A 16,616-nucleotide genomic window follows, 5' to 3' on the forward strand; every position below is an offset into this window, starting at 1 on the left:
AAAATCCGAACTAAACAAAACCTGTGCAGAAAACGCTAACTGCACAGGTTTTTCTTTATCCTAATTCTTGTTCTAATTTACCTAAGTGACGAAGGGTAGGTGTTAAAGCAGCGAAGAAGAATCCTTCTTTTAATTTGATCGCAGGTTTACTGTCTTCAATGTAAGCGCGAGAACCACCATAAACCATTGCTGCCTGATTGATCTCAAGTAATAAATAACCTAGTTCTTTCTTAATGCGTACAGCATCTAGTAAAATTTGGTCTAGATTATCAAGATGAGCTGTCACTTTCTCATAAAATTCTTGGTGTAACTGTTCAAACTGCTTATGAAATTTTTCAACGTTATATTCGATAAATACATGTGATTGAGCCGTTTGGTCTTTAAACGATTCAATATGATTTAAAGATGATTGAATGGCGCCTAAAGCAATCGGTATCTGAAGCAATATGAACTCTGGTCGAATCGCGCTCGCAAAGGCTTTCGCGTCTTTAGAGAGTACTCTATTAGATGGAACTTGTACGTTATCTAAGTTAACACGGTATGTCGCAGAACCGTTGACGCCTAAGAAATTAGACATTTCTGATATAGAAACACCTTCTTGATCAGCTTTTAGAATCATCATCACTGTTTCATTTGTTTCGTCATCTTGTGAAATAGCACCGAAGTAATGATCACTTTGAATATTACTTATCGCAGGAAGGGTGCCGTTTACATATAATTCGCCGTCTTTATAGTAATGGTTTAAATTTACTTTTTCTAAATCGCTAAACGATTTCATTGGATTAGATAAGCCTGTTGCACCAATAATATCGCCTTTGAAGACCTGATCATAAAGTTTTCGAGCTTCACTATTATGACTCGAATGTTTTAAATAAGTGGTGAACGCCCATTGACACCAAATACAAAATGCTGTCGTTAAACAGGTCTCTCCAACCTTTTCAATTACTTTCAAGTTATGAACGAAATCGTCTGCAGTAAATTGTTGTGCTTTAAATAAAGATTTAATAAATGACTCAGGGTAATATGAGCCGTTATCAATTTCTTTTACATATGGTTCTAAATCAGATTCAATCAGTTGCGTTAATGTATCTTGTGTCATCGTATTAAACTCCTTTATTCGCCAAAATGTTTTAAAGTTTGATTCTCAATTAATGTAATTAAACGATCAATGATAAAGCCAATAATACCGATATAAAATATTGCTACAAGAACATCTTCTAGGTTTAGCATGTTTCTTGAGTCCATGATTAAAAAGCCAAGTCCGGATTGAGCACCAATCATTTCGCCAGATACTAAGAATATCCAACTCGTACCAACTGCAACATGAATACCACTCATCATATGTTTAAAAGCCCCTGGAAATAAGAAATCTTTATAAAGTTGCCAACCTTTAATATTTAAGTTATCTGCAATTTGTAGGTAATGTGCATCTACATTATTCAAGCCTTTAATTGTCGCGAATACAATTGGAAAGAATGCTGCGATAAATATGATGACTATAGCTGGTAAGTTTCCGATACCGAACCAAAGCACGATAAAAGGTGCCCAAGCAATTGGAGATATTGGGCGAATGATTTGTAGCAATGGTTCAATCATTTTCATGAGTATCGTTGAGCGTGTTAATAGAAATCCGCTTAATATCGCAACGATAAGCGCCACAATAAAGCCAATCACGAACCTAAATAAACTGATACCGATATGTTGAATGATTTCACCGTTTAACAACATCGTAATAATGCGTTTGCCGACTAATATCGGACTAGGTAATAAAATAGGAGGATAATTTCCAATGACGACAATAAGTTGCCATATTGCTACAAGTATCACAAGTGCGATAATAGGGTATGTGATTTTAGTGATAGATTTCGTCATAAATTAAGCCTCCTTATAAAAAGATGTATCGATGAAATGTTCGAAAGATGGGGGATTGAATAGATCTTGCTTTCGGATTTCATCTGATAAAGATTGATATTTCTGTTTACGAATCGTTAAATCTCCATAACTCGTCCACTCAGCCGACTGCCTTAAGACAGCTTCATCTTGCTTAAAGTGCTTTTTCATAATAGCCACACTCTTATCCTTATCATTCATTTCAAATCCAGCTTGTTTATAATCCTTCATAAAAGATTTCACGGAACTTGAATGTTGATTTATGAGATCCTCTCTAAGCACGAGCGCACAGCAATACGCATCAGGCATGACATCATGTCCATGATTGATTAAGTGACCTCTTTTCAACTTAGTTGCAAGTGCACCAAATGGTTCAGCTACAGAATAGCCGTCGATGCGACCTTCATTTAAAGCTGCAGGCATTTCGCCAGGTGCCATTTCACGATAACTTACATCATCCTTAGCAATATGATGTTTCTGGCGTAGCTTTTCAATGAGGAGATAATGTGTCGAATACGTATGCGGAATCGCAAAATTGTAAGAAGATTGGTTCGGGTATGGGAATGTATCATCTTTACCCATAATGACGTTACCTTCGTGATGCGATAGGGCAACTGCTTTGATATTTGAACCCTTAGTCTTTGATTTCATCGCGAGTTCAATCAGTGTAGACGCGCCATCGATCTTGCCACTATTCAAGGCATCCATAAGATCTGGCCAGTTATTAAATTTTACAAGTTCAACTCGGTAGTTCGAATCACGCGCTTCGTTAAGTTGCTTCGTCATCATGAGATTCGCGGCGTGTGTGACGGGTAGATAACCAATCTTTATCGTTTGTTTCTTAGATTTGTGAGGACCTTCAGAATCGCAACTTGCCATGGTTAGAATTAAACTTATTGTGATTAATAGTGTTATGATACGTCTCATTTGTTAAAAGTCACATCGCTTAAATATAATATTCTGGTTCAACGGATTGATGAAGCAGTGAAAAATCTTCCATGATCTGTTGTCTGAGATGAATTAATGTCGAATGGTTTCGATTTCTAGGGTGAGGTTCTGTAACTTGATATTGATTGATGATAGAGCCCTTATCACCAAGTAAAATAATTTCATCAGATAGATAAAGCGCTTCGTCGATATCATGTGTTACGAGTAGAATCGTAGAAGCGGCATTAGACTTTAAAGTAAGTAGCGCATCTTGTAGTTTATATCTCGTGAATGTATCTAAAGCACCTAAAGGTTCATCCATAAGAATGACCTGAGGTTTATGAATCAATGCACGACAAATCGCGACACGCTGTTTCATACCGCCTGATAAATGGTCTGGAAAATGCGTACCAATTTGACCTAAGTCGACAGATTGTAAGTATGTATCTAGCGTTTTTCTCGACATCGTTTGATTCAAGCCAATGGTTAAGTTCTTATAGATATTCTTCCAAGGCAATAAGTTATGATGTTGGAATAACATTAAGCAATCAGGTGAGGGTTTTAGCTTTAGTTGTTCGTTTATCATAACTTTACCGTGAGTAGGTTGAATAAAACCTCCAACGATGTTAAGTAACGTTGATTTCCCGCAACCACTTTTACCAATAAGGCTCACAATCTTCCCTTTAGGAATGGATAGATTAAAATTTTCGATAACTCGATGTTCATTAAATTGATGCGATATATCTTCAAGTTGAATCAAGGTAAGACACCACCTTATTCCTACTAAGTTACTATGATTTCATATTAAAAAATGAGGGTGTGGGCGCTCGACTTTGGGAAAAGTGTTGCTTGTCACACCCTGCATTGTTGCTTTGGCTATTTCAATCTTTACTATAGATTATAGTTTTTCGATTTCATCAATTGGTGTATCTACTGCTTTACGTGCACGCTTAACTGCATCTTCGTCAGGAGCATCGTATAAACAGATACATTTAGACATATCTTCACATACGTATGTTCTTTGGAATGTAACTTCAGGTACTTCCTCATAGTGCACTGAATTTTTCTTCTTACGTGCTAAATATTGATCCATTGTAATACCCTCTGGAATATTCCAAGTTACAAGATAATCTACACCTTGTTGAGATGATTTAACTTCGTCTAGGTCCTTTCCAACTAAACGAACTTCTTTGATAAGGTCGATTTGGATATCTTGAGCATCTAAAAATTGTTTCGCGTCATCTTCTGAATCTGCTTCAACGATGAAGTACGCATGGTTTAAATCTTCCGTTGCTTGGACTTCTATTAATGTTGGGAAGTCGTTAGTTTTTAATTCTTGAGCTTTAGCTTCAAGTTCTTGTTTATCTTTAGCAATTTGGTTGTTGCGCGTTTCGAGTAAAAATAATGTCATTTAAATTACCTCCAAATTTGTGTTGCTTAAATAATATTATAATTCATATTGGAATACAAGGGATTTAGCCTAAAAATTTAGAATATTTACTTTAATCAAAAAAGACTTAAGTAAGGCATAGTCGTTCATGCTTACTTAAGTCTTTGTTATTATCTCGCTTTACCAGTTAATTCTACTGTAACCGTCTTTTCTTCGTGATCGCGAAGTACTTTAATGTCTACAGTATCACCTGGTGACTTTTTATAAATGATGTCGCGTAACGTAGCATCGTTTTTAACACGTTTACCATCTACTTCTTTGATGATATCGCCTTCTTTTAGCTTGAGACCTGGGCGTGAAATACGTGCGACATAAACGCCTTCTTCGTCTTCAATACCTAAGCGATCTCTGTAGTGAGGTGGAATATCATCTAAATTAATCATACCGATACCAAGAGAAGGGCGTTCAACTTCACCATGTTTCACAAGTTGTTCGATAACAAGTTTCACTTCATTACTTGGAATCGCGAAACCAATACCTTCTACTTGTGGGCTTGATATCTTCATAGAGTTGATACCGATGAGATTACCGTCTTTATCAACCAGGGCGCCACCTGAGTTACCAGGGTTAATTGCTGCGTCAGTTTGAAGTACTTTGACCTCATTACTACCAGCTGACGTGTCTGTTTCAATTGTTCTTTCATTAGCTGAAATAATTCCTGATGTAACCGTATTCGCAAACTCTAAACCTAGGGGATTACCCATAGCAAACACGCTATCCCCAGTTTTAACTTTTGCAGAGTCAGCAAATTTCATTTCTTTTATATCTTCACGATTCTTAATCTTTAGTACCGCTAGATCTGTTAGAGCGTCCTTAACAACTAACTTAGCGTCTACTTGTTTTGAATTATGTAATTGGACTTTTAAAGAAGACGCACCCTCAATAACATGATTATTTGTGACGATAAATGCGTTATCATCATTCTTCTGATAAATGACACCTGAACCGATGCCTGATTGTTCCTCATGACCCGTGCGACCTTGAAGTAAATCACCTAAACCTTGTGCGCGTTGTTGGTTAATCACACCAACGATAGCAGGTGACGTATCATTAATCATTTGATTGACTGAATCATATTTTTCACTTTTGCCATCAAACACATTGCCGCCTTTTTGGTTCTGTGTTTCGTTAACCGTTTCGCCACCTTCATTAGAACTTGTTGCCGCTTGGAAAAGGCGAGAGACACCTAACACAAGCATTGTTCCAATGATACCGGCAATCAAGGCAATTAGAAAGACACGAAACCAAGGAAATCTTGGGCGATAATAATGCCGTTGATTATCTCGATTATACATATGTTACCTCCCTTATATGACTGCTAAATATATTATGCAATCATACACAGAGTTTTTCCAATAATTTGATAATGAAGAACTTCGCGCGTTATCTTGTTCAAAACGAAAGTTAGTGATAGAATTTAAACTGATTAAACTAGAGATTAAAGCAGGTGTGACCATGTATAAAATTGTAAGTACGGTTTTATTCAAATTTTTAGTTAAAATGAGAAAGAATCTTGTTGTATTTGGAAATTTAAACATTCCGAAACATAACCGTTATGTCGTGACATGTACGCATGAAAGTTATAATGAAATTATTATGTTAGCCATGGCACTACATCCGAATCAGATTCATTTCATGGCTAAAAAAGAACTTTTCGAAAATAAGTGGGCTGATAAGTTCTTTAGAAACTTAAATGCTTTCCCAGTAAATCGTGAAAATCCAGGACCAAGTACTTTAAAAATTCCAGTTAAACATTTAAATCAAGATCGCACTGTTGGTATGTTTCCGTCAGGTCATCGTACTAAGGAAGAAGTTCCTCTAAAGCGTGGCGCTGCTACGATTGCGATGTTAGGAAAAGCTCAAATCTTACCAGCAGCATACGTTGGTCCGAATACGATTAAAGGACTTATTACAGATAAGAGTTATATCAGTTTTGGTGAACCGATTGATACAACGAACTTACCTAAAGATTTAAAACGTGCTGAAAAAATTGATTATATTATGAAGCAAGTTGAAAGTGAGACGCGTCGTTTACAAAGAGAATTAAATGAACGTTTAGCTTAAATTGTATTGAATAAACGTAAGGTACTGGAATAAGGGGACTAGAACCTTTATTTCAGTATTTTTTATGTAATGATAAGAGAAAGAGGAGTGATAAGATGTACAATTTTATTCAACGATTAGGTCGTTCCTTGATGCTTCCAGTAGCAGTATTACCAGCTGCTGCACTTATTATGGCTATAGGTAACGGGCTCGAATATACAAGTATGGTTCCCCCAGTTGTGTACGAATTCTTTAAAAACGGTGGCAACGCGATACTTGGCCAACTAGGATTATTGTTTGCGATTGGTATTGCGATTGGAATGTCCAAGAAGAATGATGGTGCCGTAGCACTTGCTGCAGTGGTTGGGTTCTTCATGGTAACGTCCATACTTGACCCTGAAAGTTTAGCGAAATTACTTCAAACTAAAGTAGATTTAATAAATCCTGGTTTTGAAAAGATAAATAACGGTAACGTCTTACTTGGTATTTTTGTCGGTTTAATCGCCGCATTTACTTATAATAAATTTAGCGAAACGGAACTACCTACAGCCTTTTCATTCTTTAGTGGCAAGCGTTTAGTTCCGATTTTAACAGCGTTCTTCTCAATGGGATTAGCAATACTGTTCTTCTTTATATGGCCATACTTATTTACAGGTCTTGTTCATTTCGGAGAATGGATTCTTAACTTCGGTCCTATTGGCGCGGGTATCTATGGTTTCTTCAACCGATTATTAATTCCTACTGGATTACACCATGCTTTAAACACTGTGTTCTGGTTTGATGTTGCAGGTGTTGATGATATTAATAAGTTCTTATCTGGTGATGGTGCTGTAAAAGGGGAAACAGGACGTTATATGGCAGGTTTCTATCCTGTAATGATGTTTGGTATTCCAGCAGCGGCACTCGCAATGTACCATACAGCTGAATCTAAACAAAAGAAACAAGTCGCGAGTTTAATGTTAGCAGGTAGTATCTCTGCATTTGTTGTAGGTATTACAGAACCGATCGAATTTGCATTCATGTTCGCGGCGCCAGCATTATTCGTTGTTCACGCTGTATTAACAGGCTTATCCATGTTTATCGCAGCATCGTTTCAATGGACTGCAGGTTTCTCGTTTAGCGCAGGGTTATTAGATATGATCATGTCGTTACTTAATCCCGTCGCAAATAAGCCATGGATGTTAATTGTCCAAGGGCTAGTGTTCTTTGTGATTTACTACCTCGTATTCAGATTTGCGATTCAAATCTTCAACCTAAATACACCAGGTCGAGGCAAAGCTAAAGTTAATACGCCAGCCAATGATAGTCAAAGTGTTGAGGGTACTGACAAAAAATCAAAATACGATCAAATGTCTATAAATATCATTGAAGGATTAGGTGGTAAATCTAATATTACTGTGCTTACAAATTGCGCGACACGCTTACGCTTGGAATTAAAAGATAACAATAAAGTTGATGAAACTAAGATTAAGTCAACAGGAGCCATAGGTGTTCAACAAAGTGGCGCGCATCAAACGCAAGTTATTATTGGACCACAAGTTCAACAAGTTAGCGATGCGATGGAGCGTAAATTAGAAGAATAAAGTTTTGACGTTCTTATCAATAGTGATTAGACTAAATGGTAAGAACGTCTTTTTTTGATTATAATATAGGAAATAAGACTATCAGGGGCATGGAGTGTGAACACAATGAAATCAATTTTATTTGATGTAGATGGTGTATTCTTAAGTGAGGAGCGATGCTTTGATGTATCAGCGCTTACGGTACACGAACTTTTATATAGTGAAGATTATTTAAATTTAAAAGATATTAAACCATTACATACATTAACGAATGAAGATATGACATCAATTCGTAATGAATTATTTGAAAAGGATCAAACTTTAAACCAATTAAAATCTTTAGGATTAAATTCTAACTGGGATATGTTATTTGTTGTCTTTTCAATTCATTTTATACAAATACTTAAAACGCTAAAAGATGATCAAATCAAAAGATACACAGATAGCACATTATTCGACTTAGAAACTTTAAAGCACGTGCATCAAGATGTGAATGAAGTAACAATTGATCATAAGTTGCCTTTAGAATTCTTACAAACAGTGCCAAGTGGTAAAGAAAATATCTATACCGCATTAAAGGATTATGCTATACAAGTATTACATATTGAGGATGTAGCGCTATTTGATATTCATAGCCCGTTATGGCACCTAGCGCAAGAGATTTATCAAGAGTGGTATTTAGGTGTCGCGTTATTCGAAGAAATCGAGCAAAAGCCGCGTAAGACATCTTTTAAAGAGGGCTTTATTTATGATGAAACATTTATCATCCCTTTAGAAGAAATTAAGGCTTTATTAAAGCGTTTAAAAGATAAAGGCTATATGATTGCGATAGCGACTGGACGTTCGCGTACAGAAACGATTGTGCCTTTCAAGGATGCAGGATTACTTGAGTACTTTGATGAGCATCATATTGTTACGGCGAGTGAAGTGATGAAGGTTGAAGCGGCTTATCCAGAACTAAAACCTTTAGGTAAACCTAATCCATTTAGTTATTTAGCGGCTTTAAATGGTAATGATGAATCTCAATATCACGCATATAGTACAAACCAAGAAAATCGTGTTTCTAAACACGACGTATTCATCGTCGGTGATTCATTAGCTGATTTATTAAGTGCTAAAAAAATTAATGCGACATTCATTGGTCCGTTAACAGGATTAAAAGGCCAAGACGCTAAAGCCGAACTCGTTGAAAATGGGGCAGACCACATTATCAACAATGTGGGCGAACTAGAGCGCATATTAGACTAATATAAAGGGTCTAGGACATATTACTACAATTCTCTTAAACAGCATGCTTTCCTGGGGCATGGCCGGAGCCTGTAGTCTCCGGTCTCATGCTATTCCCCTAGGAGTCAGCTGTTTTAAGAATTGTATGAAATAAAGCTTTAATGCTCTATTTCACGATTTATGTCTAAGACCCTTCTATTTAATTTAAATTATCTAATGTTACAGGTTGAACACGTCTAAAGCCTTCAATTTGCATTAAATCTTCAATGACCGCATCCGTTACTTGATTATCAACTGTTAAAGCCATAATCGCTTTACCACCTTCGTTCGTACGTCCAAGGTACATCGAAGCGATATTGATTTGATGGTTACCTAAAATTTGGCCAGTTTGACCTACGATGCCTGGTTTATCCGTATGGTTAATAATAAGTTGATACTTTTCTGGCTTAAAGTCTAAAGGATAGTCATTAATACGCACAATTCTTGGACCATAGCCATTCAATACCGTCGCACCAATTTTTACAGACTCGTCATCATTTACAAGTTCTAACTCAATGTAGTTACTAAAGCCACGTTTTTTAGAATCCTTCTCAATCGTATAAGTCACGCCTTGCTCATTTAAAAGCACTAACGCGTTTATTAAGTTCACGTGATCACCCATTTCAGGTTGTAACACACCTTGAACAAGTGTACGCGTGATGATACTCGTATCATCTAATGCGATATCACCTTTGTATTTAATCTTTAATTTACGAGGTACTTTTTGAATGAGTTGAATACCAACTTCACCTGTGATACGACTTAATTCTACAAATGGGCGAACTTCTTCATTATCATCAAATACCATCTTAGGTGCATTAATCGCATGTTTAACATCATTTTCCTTAAAGATATCAATGATTTCTTCAGACACTGAAACCGCTACTTTTTCTTGAGCTTCAACTGTAGAAGCACCTAAATGCGGAGTTACAATGACTTTCTTATGTTTCGTTAACGGAGAATTTGTCGCAGGTTCGTCTACAAACACATCAAGCGCAGCTTTAAGGATTTTGTCTTCATCAAGGGCTTTTAACAAAGCAGCCTCATTGATAATACCGCCACGCGCAACGTTAATGATTTGTAAGTTTGGCTTTGCCTTGTTGAAAAATGATTCGCCAACGATACCTTTCGTCTTCTCAGTAAGTGGCGTATGAACCGTCACAAAGTCGGCTTGTTCTGCAATTTCATCAACTGAAGCTAGCGTTACATTTAATTTCCTAGCTTTATCTTGAGAAAGGTAGGGGTCGAATGCTAGGATCTTCATGCCAAAACTTTGAGCACGTTTCGCAACACCTAAACCGATACGACCCGCACCAATAACACCTAAAGTCTTCTGATAAAGTTCTGTACCGCGGTATGTTTTACGGTCCCATTCGCCGTTCTGAAGGGATTGATGTGCGTATGGAATATTACGTGCCATCGACAATAACATCGCCATAGAATGTTCGGTCGCCGAAATCGTATTGCCATCAGGAGCGTTGATGACGATGATACCTTGTTTGGTAGCGCTATTAACATCGATATTATCAACACCAACACCAGCTCGCGCAATCACGCGTAATTTTGAAGCATGCTTGATGATATTTTCTGTAACTTTCGTTTGACTACGGACGATTAATGCATCATAGTCACCAATAATATCGACAATTTCAGCTTCAGATAGACCAGTCTTTTCATCGACGTTAAAATCTGAATCTTGTAGTAAACTTTCTAAACCTTCCTTTGAAATCGGGTCGCTTACGAGAACATTATAAGTCATTTTGTATAACCTCCAGATATGATTGAGTACCTTTACCTAAATAAGACGTGTTACGGAATTCTGTTAAGAGTATTTCTAACGCGCCGACAAACGTTAAAATATCAAATGGATTCACTTTACCCATGTGACCTACACGCAAAATTTCGCCTTTCAACTTACCTTGTCCGCCAGCAATCGTGATATTAAAGCGCGATTTAAGCTCATTCTTAATAAAGTTGAGTTCATCTTTATCCTTTGGAATAAAGGCGGTAACCGTTGGAGAAGCGTAAGCATCTTCCACAAGTAATGGTAAATCGAGCGCAGTTAGAGCTTTACGAACCGCATCTTTAATCGTGTTGTGGCGTGCGATCGTTTTTGAAAAGCCCTCTCGTTCTACGATTTCTGCATATTTAATGACGGCTTGGAAGAGGGATACACTAGGCGTAAATGGTGTCGAACTTTTATCTTGAGACTTAATATATTTATCTAAATTTAAATAAAAGCGAGGGGTTGTAACGTCATTAAAACGTGCTTTAGCACGGTCGTTATAAGCGACAAACGCAATACCAGGTGGTAACATAATTGCTTTCTGGCTACCAGATACTAATACGTCTATTTGACTATCAGCCATGTTGATATCAACCGCTCCGATACAACTTACGCCATCAACTACAAAGTAAATCGAATCGTTGAAATCTTTGATAGCTTGGCCAAGGTCTTTAACTGGATGTAAAACGGTTGTCGAGGTTTCGCAAAATTGAGTAAACACAGCCGTAATTTCGACGTCTAAACTTTCTAAATAGGATTTGAACGCGTTCACGTCTACGGCTTGACCCCATTCAACGTCATAAACATGAACATGTTCATAGTACGTTTCAGCAATTTGTTTATAGCGATTACCAAATGCGCCAGATACAATGATTACAAAGTGATCATCTGGATTAACGATGTTAAGCATACTTGCTTCAAGCGCGCTAGTACCACTGGACGTTAAAATCAGGACATCATTTTCCGTACCAAATATAGGTTTCATTGCTTTAAAAGCTTGGTCAGCTAATGTTTCGAAGTCCTTAGAACGGTGACCGAGAAGGGGCGAGTTGATAGCATTTTCTATTTCTTTTGGAACAGGTGTAGGGCCAGGTGTTAACAATAAATTGTGGTGCAAATACATATCAAAACCTCCAGTTGTATGATTTTCAATTTTAGCAAATATTCAGAAAAATTAACAGTGGAAATGATAAGTTTTGATATGTAAACGTTTACATATTGTAATTTAATCGATTTGTGGATCTATTTGAATTTCAACGTTACCTTTTATGGCTTGTGAGACCATACAATGTTTATCTGCAATTTCAATTAAAGATGGTAAACGCTTTTCTAAACGGTCATGATTTGATGCATCCACCTTGATACTAGGGTAGTGAGTGATGCTTTTCATACGAAATTCACCGTGATTTAAAGTGGCCGTGCCAATTGATTTCATGTGTATCTCTACCTGTTCAAAGCGTGCGCGCTCTAAAGCCGCAGCTAATGATATGATATAGCAAGAACTGGCAGCTGAAATCAATAATTCATCTGGATTTGAGGCTTCGCCTACGCCTCCAAGTTCTGTAGGGATTGATATATTGCCATCAAGATGTTCGCTTTTAAATGATCCGATTTTATTACGACCGCCAGACCATTTCGTCTCAATATGAAAATCATGTGTTATCATAAATATGAACCTCCGTTATAAGTGTGTTAAATTAAGTTTAGTTGATTAAGGACCAATAATAAAGAAAGGTGATAGTCTCACATGAAATTGTCGAAACCACATGAGGATTTTAAAATCGTAGCCCACCGAGGGTTGTCAGAAGCTTTTCCTGAAAATACAGGTATCAGTTACAAAGCGGCACTCATGCGTGATGTAGATTTTGTAGAAATAGACTTACATTTATCTAGAGATGGTGTGCTTGTTGCGATGCATGATGAAGATGTTGATCGTACTACAGCGCATAGTGGTCAAATTTCTACGTATTCGCTTGAAGAATTGAAGGATATGGATATTGGAAGTTGGAAGAATGAAACGTTTAAAAATGAACGCATCCTAACTTTTAAGGAAATCTTAGCTATATTCAAATTATATAATAAATCCATCTTGGTTGAGATTAAGAAACCACGTCTATATCCAGGTATCGAGGCTGAAATCATTAAGGATATTGAAGCATGCGATTTTAATAAAGATCAAGTTGTTATTCAATCATTTAACGCGGATTCGATACGAAAGGTGAGAGAGCTTGATCCAACGTTTCGACTAGGCGTCCTTATTAGTGCAAGTAATCATATATTCTCAATGCCAGACTTTGAGTCAATTAGTCAATATGCCGATTACGTTAATCCGAGATTTACGATGATTAATAAACGTTTCGTAAAAAAAGCGCATGAACATCAATTAAAAGTGATGCCTTATACGGTTAATTTACCTAAAGATGTCAAACGTGTTATTAAATGCGGGGTTGATGGGGTCATATCCGACCGACCAGAAGCACTTTTTGATATTTAATTTGGCTAGGTTATTAGGAATATCAATGAAAAATACATAATAGCTATAAATTAAGGATGAAACTCGAGTGATGCGAGCTTCATCCTTGTTAAATTTAAAGGGCTTTTCAAAACTAAGCTTCGTTCTGATAAACACCTAGCGCTACAGCAAGATCATAATATGCAGCGCCCACACATTTAAATACTGTAATTTCCTCATCATTATCTCGTTTCAGTTGTTTCGTTGATAATTCGTTTAAGCTTGCGTATAAATCAGAAACGTTGAAGACACCTTGATCCATGGCTTCAATCATTTCGCCACTTTCCTCTAAAACACCATCAACGTCGTCAAATACAACTTTCGACGCGCGCTCTATCGCTTTAACATCAATTTCTCTCATCTCCGGCTGGTATGAGCCGATGCCGTTAATATGCGTGCCGGGTTTAACATGTTCACCGTTAAAGACCGCTACGTCAGAACGTGTTTGGCAGTTAATGATGTCGGCATGTTCTAATAATTCATCCGTATCTTCAACCACTTGAATATCTAAATTTGGGAACGATTCTTGAACCTTTTCTTTAAAGGCATCCGCTTTCTCTGTCGTACGATTGTAAAGTAGTAACGTTGTGATATTTCTTACTTCCAAGATACCTAATAATTGTTCAAAAGCCATGCCACCCGTACCAATCATACCTAGCGTATGACTATCTTCACGGCTTAAATATTTAGTTGCGATACCGCTTAAAGCACCTGTTCGTAAGCGCGTAAGGTAACTACCATCGATCACAGCTTTATGTTCACCGTACTCTAAATCTGTTATCACGATTTTAGCTTGAGTCGTAGGTAGTTGATGTTTAGGGTTATTGGGTGTGATTGATGTAATTTTAATCATTCCAAGCTGTGCTTCTAAATTCACAGCTGGCATATAAAGCATGGACTTTGAATCTTCGCCAGTAGGAATGACTGTACGTTGTTCAAGTTTAATCTTATCGTTATTTAAGGTTTTAAATACGTTTTCAATGTCTTCAATCGCGTTAGACATCTTATATCTTTCTTGAACTTCATGTTCAGATAAAATAAGCATGACATAACCTCCTTAATTTAATTCTAACTTTAGCACGTTTATTAAGGTGGCTCAAAATCTATGTTTAATTGACTAATTGTGAATAAAAAGTGTACGATTATTTTAATCCATTATACAAATATCGTAATGGCCACGATGCAGCGTCCTATTGCTAGAAAAGGGGGAATTAACATGTATAACGATCAAATACTAGGGGTGCGCTTTTTTATTAGTATATCTAACAATGATCTTGATGAACGCGTTTATTATTACAAAGCTTCTGCGCTTGAAACATTTAAAAAAGGGATAAAGTGCTCGTTTCAGTTCATAGTAACGATGAACATGTTAACAAGCATATCGTAGCGAGCAGGCTTAAAACTGTTGCTGTTGAGAAAGTCTTTAAGAATATTGATGAATTTATTGAAGGCAAGGATTTAAACGAAATTAAATTTGAAGGTATTAACAAATACATTGTTGCGAATATAGAGCATGATATCGATCAATATTTGGAAAATATGAAAAAAGATGAACGACAAAATGAGCTTAAACGTCTGATCAAGCAAAGAGCTAAAGAGTTAGAAGACTATGAGAAATTTAAAGAAGTTTTAGATAAAACGGATGACGAAACATTACGAGCACTTCTAATCCGTGCAGGCATGATTAAATAAGTTGGGATAAATAGATGATTAGGTATGAATGTTATCTTCAACTTGAGCGTTAAAAGCTTGCATTAAATTGGTTTGATTAAGCACATTTATATTCGTATTACCAAACGAATTTGACAAAGAGCAAAAAAACGGGACCCTTAAATTTAAGGATCCCGTTCTTACTACACGTATAAATGCTATTATCTTGAGTAGTACTCAACGATTAATTGTTCGTTGATTTCAGCTGGTAATTCGCTACGTTCTGGAACGCGTACGAAAGTACCTTTTAAGTTTTCTTCGTCGAATTCTAAGTATTCTGGTACGAAGTTGTTGATTTCAACTGATTCTTTGATGATGTTTAAGTCTTTTGATTTTTCACGTACTGAAACAACTTGACCTGGTTTTAATTGGTAAGATGGGATGTCTGTACGAACACCATCAACTTCAACGTGACCGTGGCCAACGATTTGACGTGCTTGACGACGAGTACGTGCTAAACCTAATGAGTAAACAACAGCGTCTAAACGACCTGCTAATAATGCCATGAAGTTTTCACCATGAACACCGTGTTGTTTACCAGCAATTTCGAATGTGTTACGGAATTGTCTTTCAGTTACACCATATAAGTAACGTAATTTTTGTTTCTCACGTAATTGTAAACCATACTCTGATAATTTTTTACGTTGGTTTGGTCCGTGTTGACCAGGCGCGTAAGGGCGCTTTTCTAATTCTTTACCAGTACCGCTTAAAGAGATACCTAAACGACGAGATTTTTTCCAGTTTGAACCTCTGAATCGAGCCATAATGACTCCTCCTTTTCTTTTTTGTTGTTATGAAAAAACAAAAAAGAGTGTTGAATGCTCATCTAGATATAAAGTTTTATGTGTCTTCACCTCATAGCTACGGTTACGCGACACGTCCACTTTGGGAACAGTATAGAGCTAGACAATATTCAACTGCTATTTTCGTTTATTCACACAAAGAGCATTATATCATTCTGGTAGATAAAGTCAAGTTAGAATTTCAAATGTTGTTCTAAGAGGTCTACAAATGTTTCAAGTCCACGTTGGTCTTCCTCTGAAAAGCGCTTTGTGATAGGCGCGTCAATATCAAGTACGCCATAATAGCCATTTTTTCCTTTTATCGGAATCACTATTTCTGATTTACTATTTGCATCACACGCAATATGGCCATCAAATTGATTTACATCTTCTACGCGCATCGTCGTGCCTTTTTCTATAGCAGTACCACACACACCTGAACCAACCTTGATACGCACGCATGCCGGATTCCCTTGAAAAGGACCAAGAATGAGCGTTTCTTCATCTAATATATAAAAGCCAGCCCAGTTAATGTCTTTTAAAGTAGTGAAAAGCAGGGCAGCTGCGTTACTTAAGTTTGCGATGATATTTGGTTCATCTTCGATAAGTGCAGTAAGTTGTTGATTTAAAATTTTATAATTCGTCACCATGATTACCCCTTTATATATTTAAAATTAAAAGCTATTAT

The 16,616-nt window shown here is 36.8% G+C and carries 17 protein-coding genes; 5 read left to right on the forward strand and 12 right to left on the reverse strand.

Translation table 11 applies throughout. The features are described from left to right. Positions 1–55: 55 nt before the first annotated feature. The 6 genes from ACF3N8_RS06900 to ACF3N8_RS06925 form a co-directional block, all read right to left on the reverse strand. Complete coding sequence (locus tag ACF3N8_RS06900) at positions 56–1,099, reverse strand: acyl-CoA dehydrogenase family protein (RefSeq protein ID WP_238093310.1); 1,044 nt, start codon at positions 1,097–1,099, stop codon at positions 56–58. A 14-nt stretch (positions 1,100–1,113) separates the two neighbouring features. Next, positions 1,114–1,872 (reverse strand): ABC transporter permease, encoded by a 759-nt coding sequence (locus tag ACF3N8_RS06905; protein WP_009381953.1) that lies wholly within the window; start codon positions 1,870–1,872, stop codon positions 1,114–1,116. A gap of 3 nt (positions 1,873–1,875) precedes the next feature. Next, complete coding sequence (locus ACF3N8_RS06910) at positions 1,876–2,817, reverse strand: ABC transporter substrate-binding protein (RefSeq protein WP_238100978.1); 942 nt, start codon at positions 2,815–2,817, stop codon at positions 1,876–1,878. Positions 2,818–2,836: 19 nt separating this feature from the next. Continuing rightward, positions 2,837–3,577, reverse strand: coding sequence for an ABC transporter ATP-binding protein (locus ACF3N8_RS06915; RefSeq protein WP_238101827.1), 741 nt, complete (start codon positions 3,575–3,577; stop codon positions 2,837–2,839). A 138-nt stretch (positions 3,578–3,715) separates the two neighbouring features. Beyond that, positions 3,716–4,228, reverse strand: a complete 513-nt coding sequence (locus tag ACF3N8_RS06920) for a DUF4242 domain-containing protein (protein ID WP_009381950.1) — start codon at positions 4,226–4,228, stop codon at positions 3,716–3,718. A gap of 149 nt (positions 4,229–4,377) precedes the next feature. Further along, positions 4,378–5,562 carry a S1C family serine protease gene (locus ACF3N8_RS06925; RefSeq protein WP_392449778.1) on the reverse strand — a complete coding sequence of 395 codons (1,185 nt, stop codon included), beginning with the start codon at positions 5,560–5,562 and terminating at the stop codon, positions 4,378–4,380. Positions 5,563–5,722: 160 nt separating this feature from the next. Between ACF3N8_RS06925 and ACF3N8_RS06930 the strand changes: the two genes are divergently transcribed. From ACF3N8_RS06930 to ACF3N8_RS06940, 3 genes are all read left to right on the forward strand, one after another. Next, positions 5,723–6,331: a 1-acyl-sn-glycerol-3-phosphate acyltransferase gene (locus tag ACF3N8_RS06930; RefSeq protein ID WP_238093315.1), complete on the forward strand. Its 609-nt coding sequence runs from the start codon at positions 5,723–5,725 to the stop codon at positions 6,329–6,331. Positions 6,332–6,426: 95 nt separating this feature from the next. Further along, positions 6,427–7,893, forward strand: coding sequence for an N-acetylglucosamine-specific PTS transporter subunit IIBC (gene nagE, locus ACF3N8_RS06935; RefSeq protein ID WP_238101825.1), 1,467 nt, complete (start codon positions 6,427–6,429; stop codon positions 7,891–7,893). Positions 7,894–7,998: 105 nt separating this feature from the next. Further along, positions 7,999–9,120, forward strand: a complete 1,122-nt coding sequence (locus tag ACF3N8_RS06940) for an HAD family hydrolase (protein WP_238100981.1) — start codon at positions 7,999–8,001, stop codon at positions 9,118–9,120. A gap of 178 nt (positions 9,121–9,298) precedes the next feature. Here ACF3N8_RS06940 and serA read toward each other — a convergent pair whose 3' ends face one another. The 3 genes from serA to ACF3N8_RS06955 all read right to left on the reverse strand — a co-directional run bounded on the left by serA (position 9,299) and on the right by ACF3N8_RS06955 (position 12,590). Beyond that, complete coding sequence (gene serA / locus ACF3N8_RS06945) at positions 9,299–10,897, reverse strand: phosphoglycerate dehydrogenase (RefSeq protein WP_238101824.1); 1,599 nt, start codon at positions 10,895–10,897, stop codon at positions 9,299–9,301. Continuing rightward, positions 10,887–12,047 carry an alanine--glyoxylate aminotransferase family protein gene (locus ACF3N8_RS06950; RefSeq protein WP_238101823.1) on the reverse strand — a complete coding sequence of 387 codons (1,161 nt, stop codon included), beginning with the start codon at positions 12,045–12,047 and terminating at the stop codon, positions 10,887–10,889. The genes serA and ACF3N8_RS06950 overlap by 11 nt, the downstream gene beginning before the upstream one ends. A gap of 102 nt (positions 12,048–12,149) precedes the next feature. Continuing rightward, a complete protein-coding gene (locus ACF3N8_RS06955; protein WP_009381943.1) occupies positions 12,150–12,590 on the reverse strand; it encodes an SACOL1771 family peroxiredoxin in 441 nt (146 codons plus the stop codon). A gap of 81 nt (positions 12,591–12,671) precedes the next feature. On the opposite strand from ACF3N8_RS06955, the gene ACF3N8_RS06960 reads away from it, so the two are divergent. Continuing rightward, positions 12,672–13,418, forward strand: a complete 747-nt coding sequence (locus ACF3N8_RS06960; RefSeq protein ID WP_009381942.1) for a glycerophosphodiester phosphodiesterase family protein — start codon at positions 12,672–12,674, stop codon at positions 13,416–13,418. Between the two features lie 112 nt (positions 13,419–13,530). Here the strand turns inward: ACF3N8_RS06960 and ACF3N8_RS06965 are convergent, their stop codons facing one another. Continuing rightward, entirely contained in the window at positions 13,531–14,481 is a 951-nt protein-coding gene (locus ACF3N8_RS06965) for an ornithine cyclodeaminase family protein (RefSeq protein WP_009381941.1), read from the reverse strand. A gap of 290 nt (positions 14,482–14,771) precedes the next feature. Between ACF3N8_RS06965 and ACF3N8_RS06970 the strand changes: the two genes are divergently transcribed. Further along, positions 14,772–15,128: a hypothetical protein gene (locus tag ACF3N8_RS06970; RefSeq protein WP_238101822.1), complete on the forward strand. Its 357-nt coding sequence runs from the start codon at positions 14,772–14,774 to the stop codon at positions 15,126–15,128. Between the two features lie 179 nt (positions 15,129–15,307). Here the strand turns inward: ACF3N8_RS06970 and rpsD are convergent, their stop codons facing one another. Together rpsD and ACF3N8_RS06980 are read right to left on the reverse strand one after the other, a co-directional pair. Continuing rightward, a complete protein-coding gene (gene rpsD / locus ACF3N8_RS06975) occupies positions 15,308–15,910 on the reverse strand; it encodes a 30S ribosomal protein S4 (protein WP_009381939.1) in 603 nt (200 codons plus the stop codon). A 212-nt stretch (positions 15,911–16,122) separates the two neighbouring features. Next, entirely contained in the window at positions 16,123–16,578 is a 456-nt protein-coding gene (locus ACF3N8_RS06980) for a GAF domain-containing protein (RefSeq protein WP_238101821.1), read from the reverse strand. Between the last annotated feature and the right edge of the window lie 38 nt (positions 16,579–16,616).

Source organism: Staphylococcus massiliensis, from assembly GCF_043186315.1.
GTDB classification, from domain to species: domain Bacteria; phylum Bacillota; class Bacilli; order Staphylococcales; family Staphylococcaceae; genus Staphylococcus; species Staphylococcus massiliensis.

What these genes read in the sequence shown, in the direction of transcription:
- ACF3N8_RS06900 (WP_238093310.1), bottom strand. Translation starts at nt 1,099, where the DNA reads ATGACACAAGATACATTAACGCAACTGATTGAATCTGATTTAGAACCA.
- ACF3N8_RS06905 (WP_009381953.1), bottom strand. Translation starts at nt 1,872, where the DNA reads ATGACGAAATCTATCACTAAAATCACATACCCTATTATCGCACTTGTG.
- ACF3N8_RS06910 (WP_238100978.1), bottom strand. Translation starts at nt 2,817, where the DNA reads ATGAGACGTATCATAACACTATTAATCACAATAAGTTTAATTCTAACC.
- ACF3N8_RS06920 (WP_009381950.1), bottom strand. Translation starts at nt 4,228, where the DNA reads ATGACATTATTTTTACTCGAAACGCGCAACAACCAAATTGCTAAAGAT.
- ACF3N8_RS06925 (WP_392449778.1), bottom strand. Translation starts at nt 5,562, where the DNA reads ATGTATAATCGAGATAATCAACGGCATTATTATCGCCCAAGATTTCCT.
- ACF3N8_RS06930 (WP_238093315.1), top strand. Translation starts at nt 5,723, where the DNA reads ATGTATAAAATTGTAAGTACGGTTTTATTCAAATTTTTAGTTAAAATG.
- nagE (WP_238101825.1), top strand. Translation starts at nt 6,427, where the DNA reads ATGTACAATTTTATTCAACGATTAGGTCGTTCCTTGATGCTTCCAGTA.
- ACF3N8_RS06940 (WP_238100981.1), top strand. Translation starts at nt 7,999, where the DNA reads ATGAAATCAATTTTATTTGATGTAGATGGTGTATTCTTAAGTGAGGAG.
- serA (WP_238101824.1), bottom strand. Translation starts at nt 10,897, where the DNA reads ATGACTTATAATGTTCTCGTAAGCGACCCGATTTCAAAGGAAGGTTTA.
- ACF3N8_RS06950 (WP_238101823.1), bottom strand. Translation starts at nt 12,047, where the DNA reads ATGTATTTGCACCACAATTTATTGTTAACACCTGGCCCTACACCTGTT.
- ACF3N8_RS06955 (WP_009381943.1), bottom strand. Translation starts at nt 12,590, where the DNA reads ATGATAACACATGATTTTCATATTGAGACGAAATGGTCTGGCGGTCGT.
- ACF3N8_RS06960 (WP_009381942.1), top strand. Translation starts at nt 12,672, where the DNA reads ATGAAATTGTCGAAACCACATGAGGATTTTAAAATCGTAGCCCACCGA.
- ACF3N8_RS06965 (WP_009381941.1), bottom strand. Translation starts at nt 14,481, where the DNA reads ATGCTTATTTTATCTGAACATGAAGTTCAAGAAAGATATAAGATGTCT.
- rpsD (WP_009381939.1), bottom strand. Translation starts at nt 15,910, where the DNA reads ATGGCTCGATTCAGAGGTTCAAACTGGAAAAAATCTCGTCGTTTAGGT.
- ACF3N8_RS06980 (WP_238101821.1), bottom strand. Translation starts at nt 16,578, where the DNA reads ATGGTGACGAATTATAAAATTTTAAATCAACAACTTACTGCACTTATC.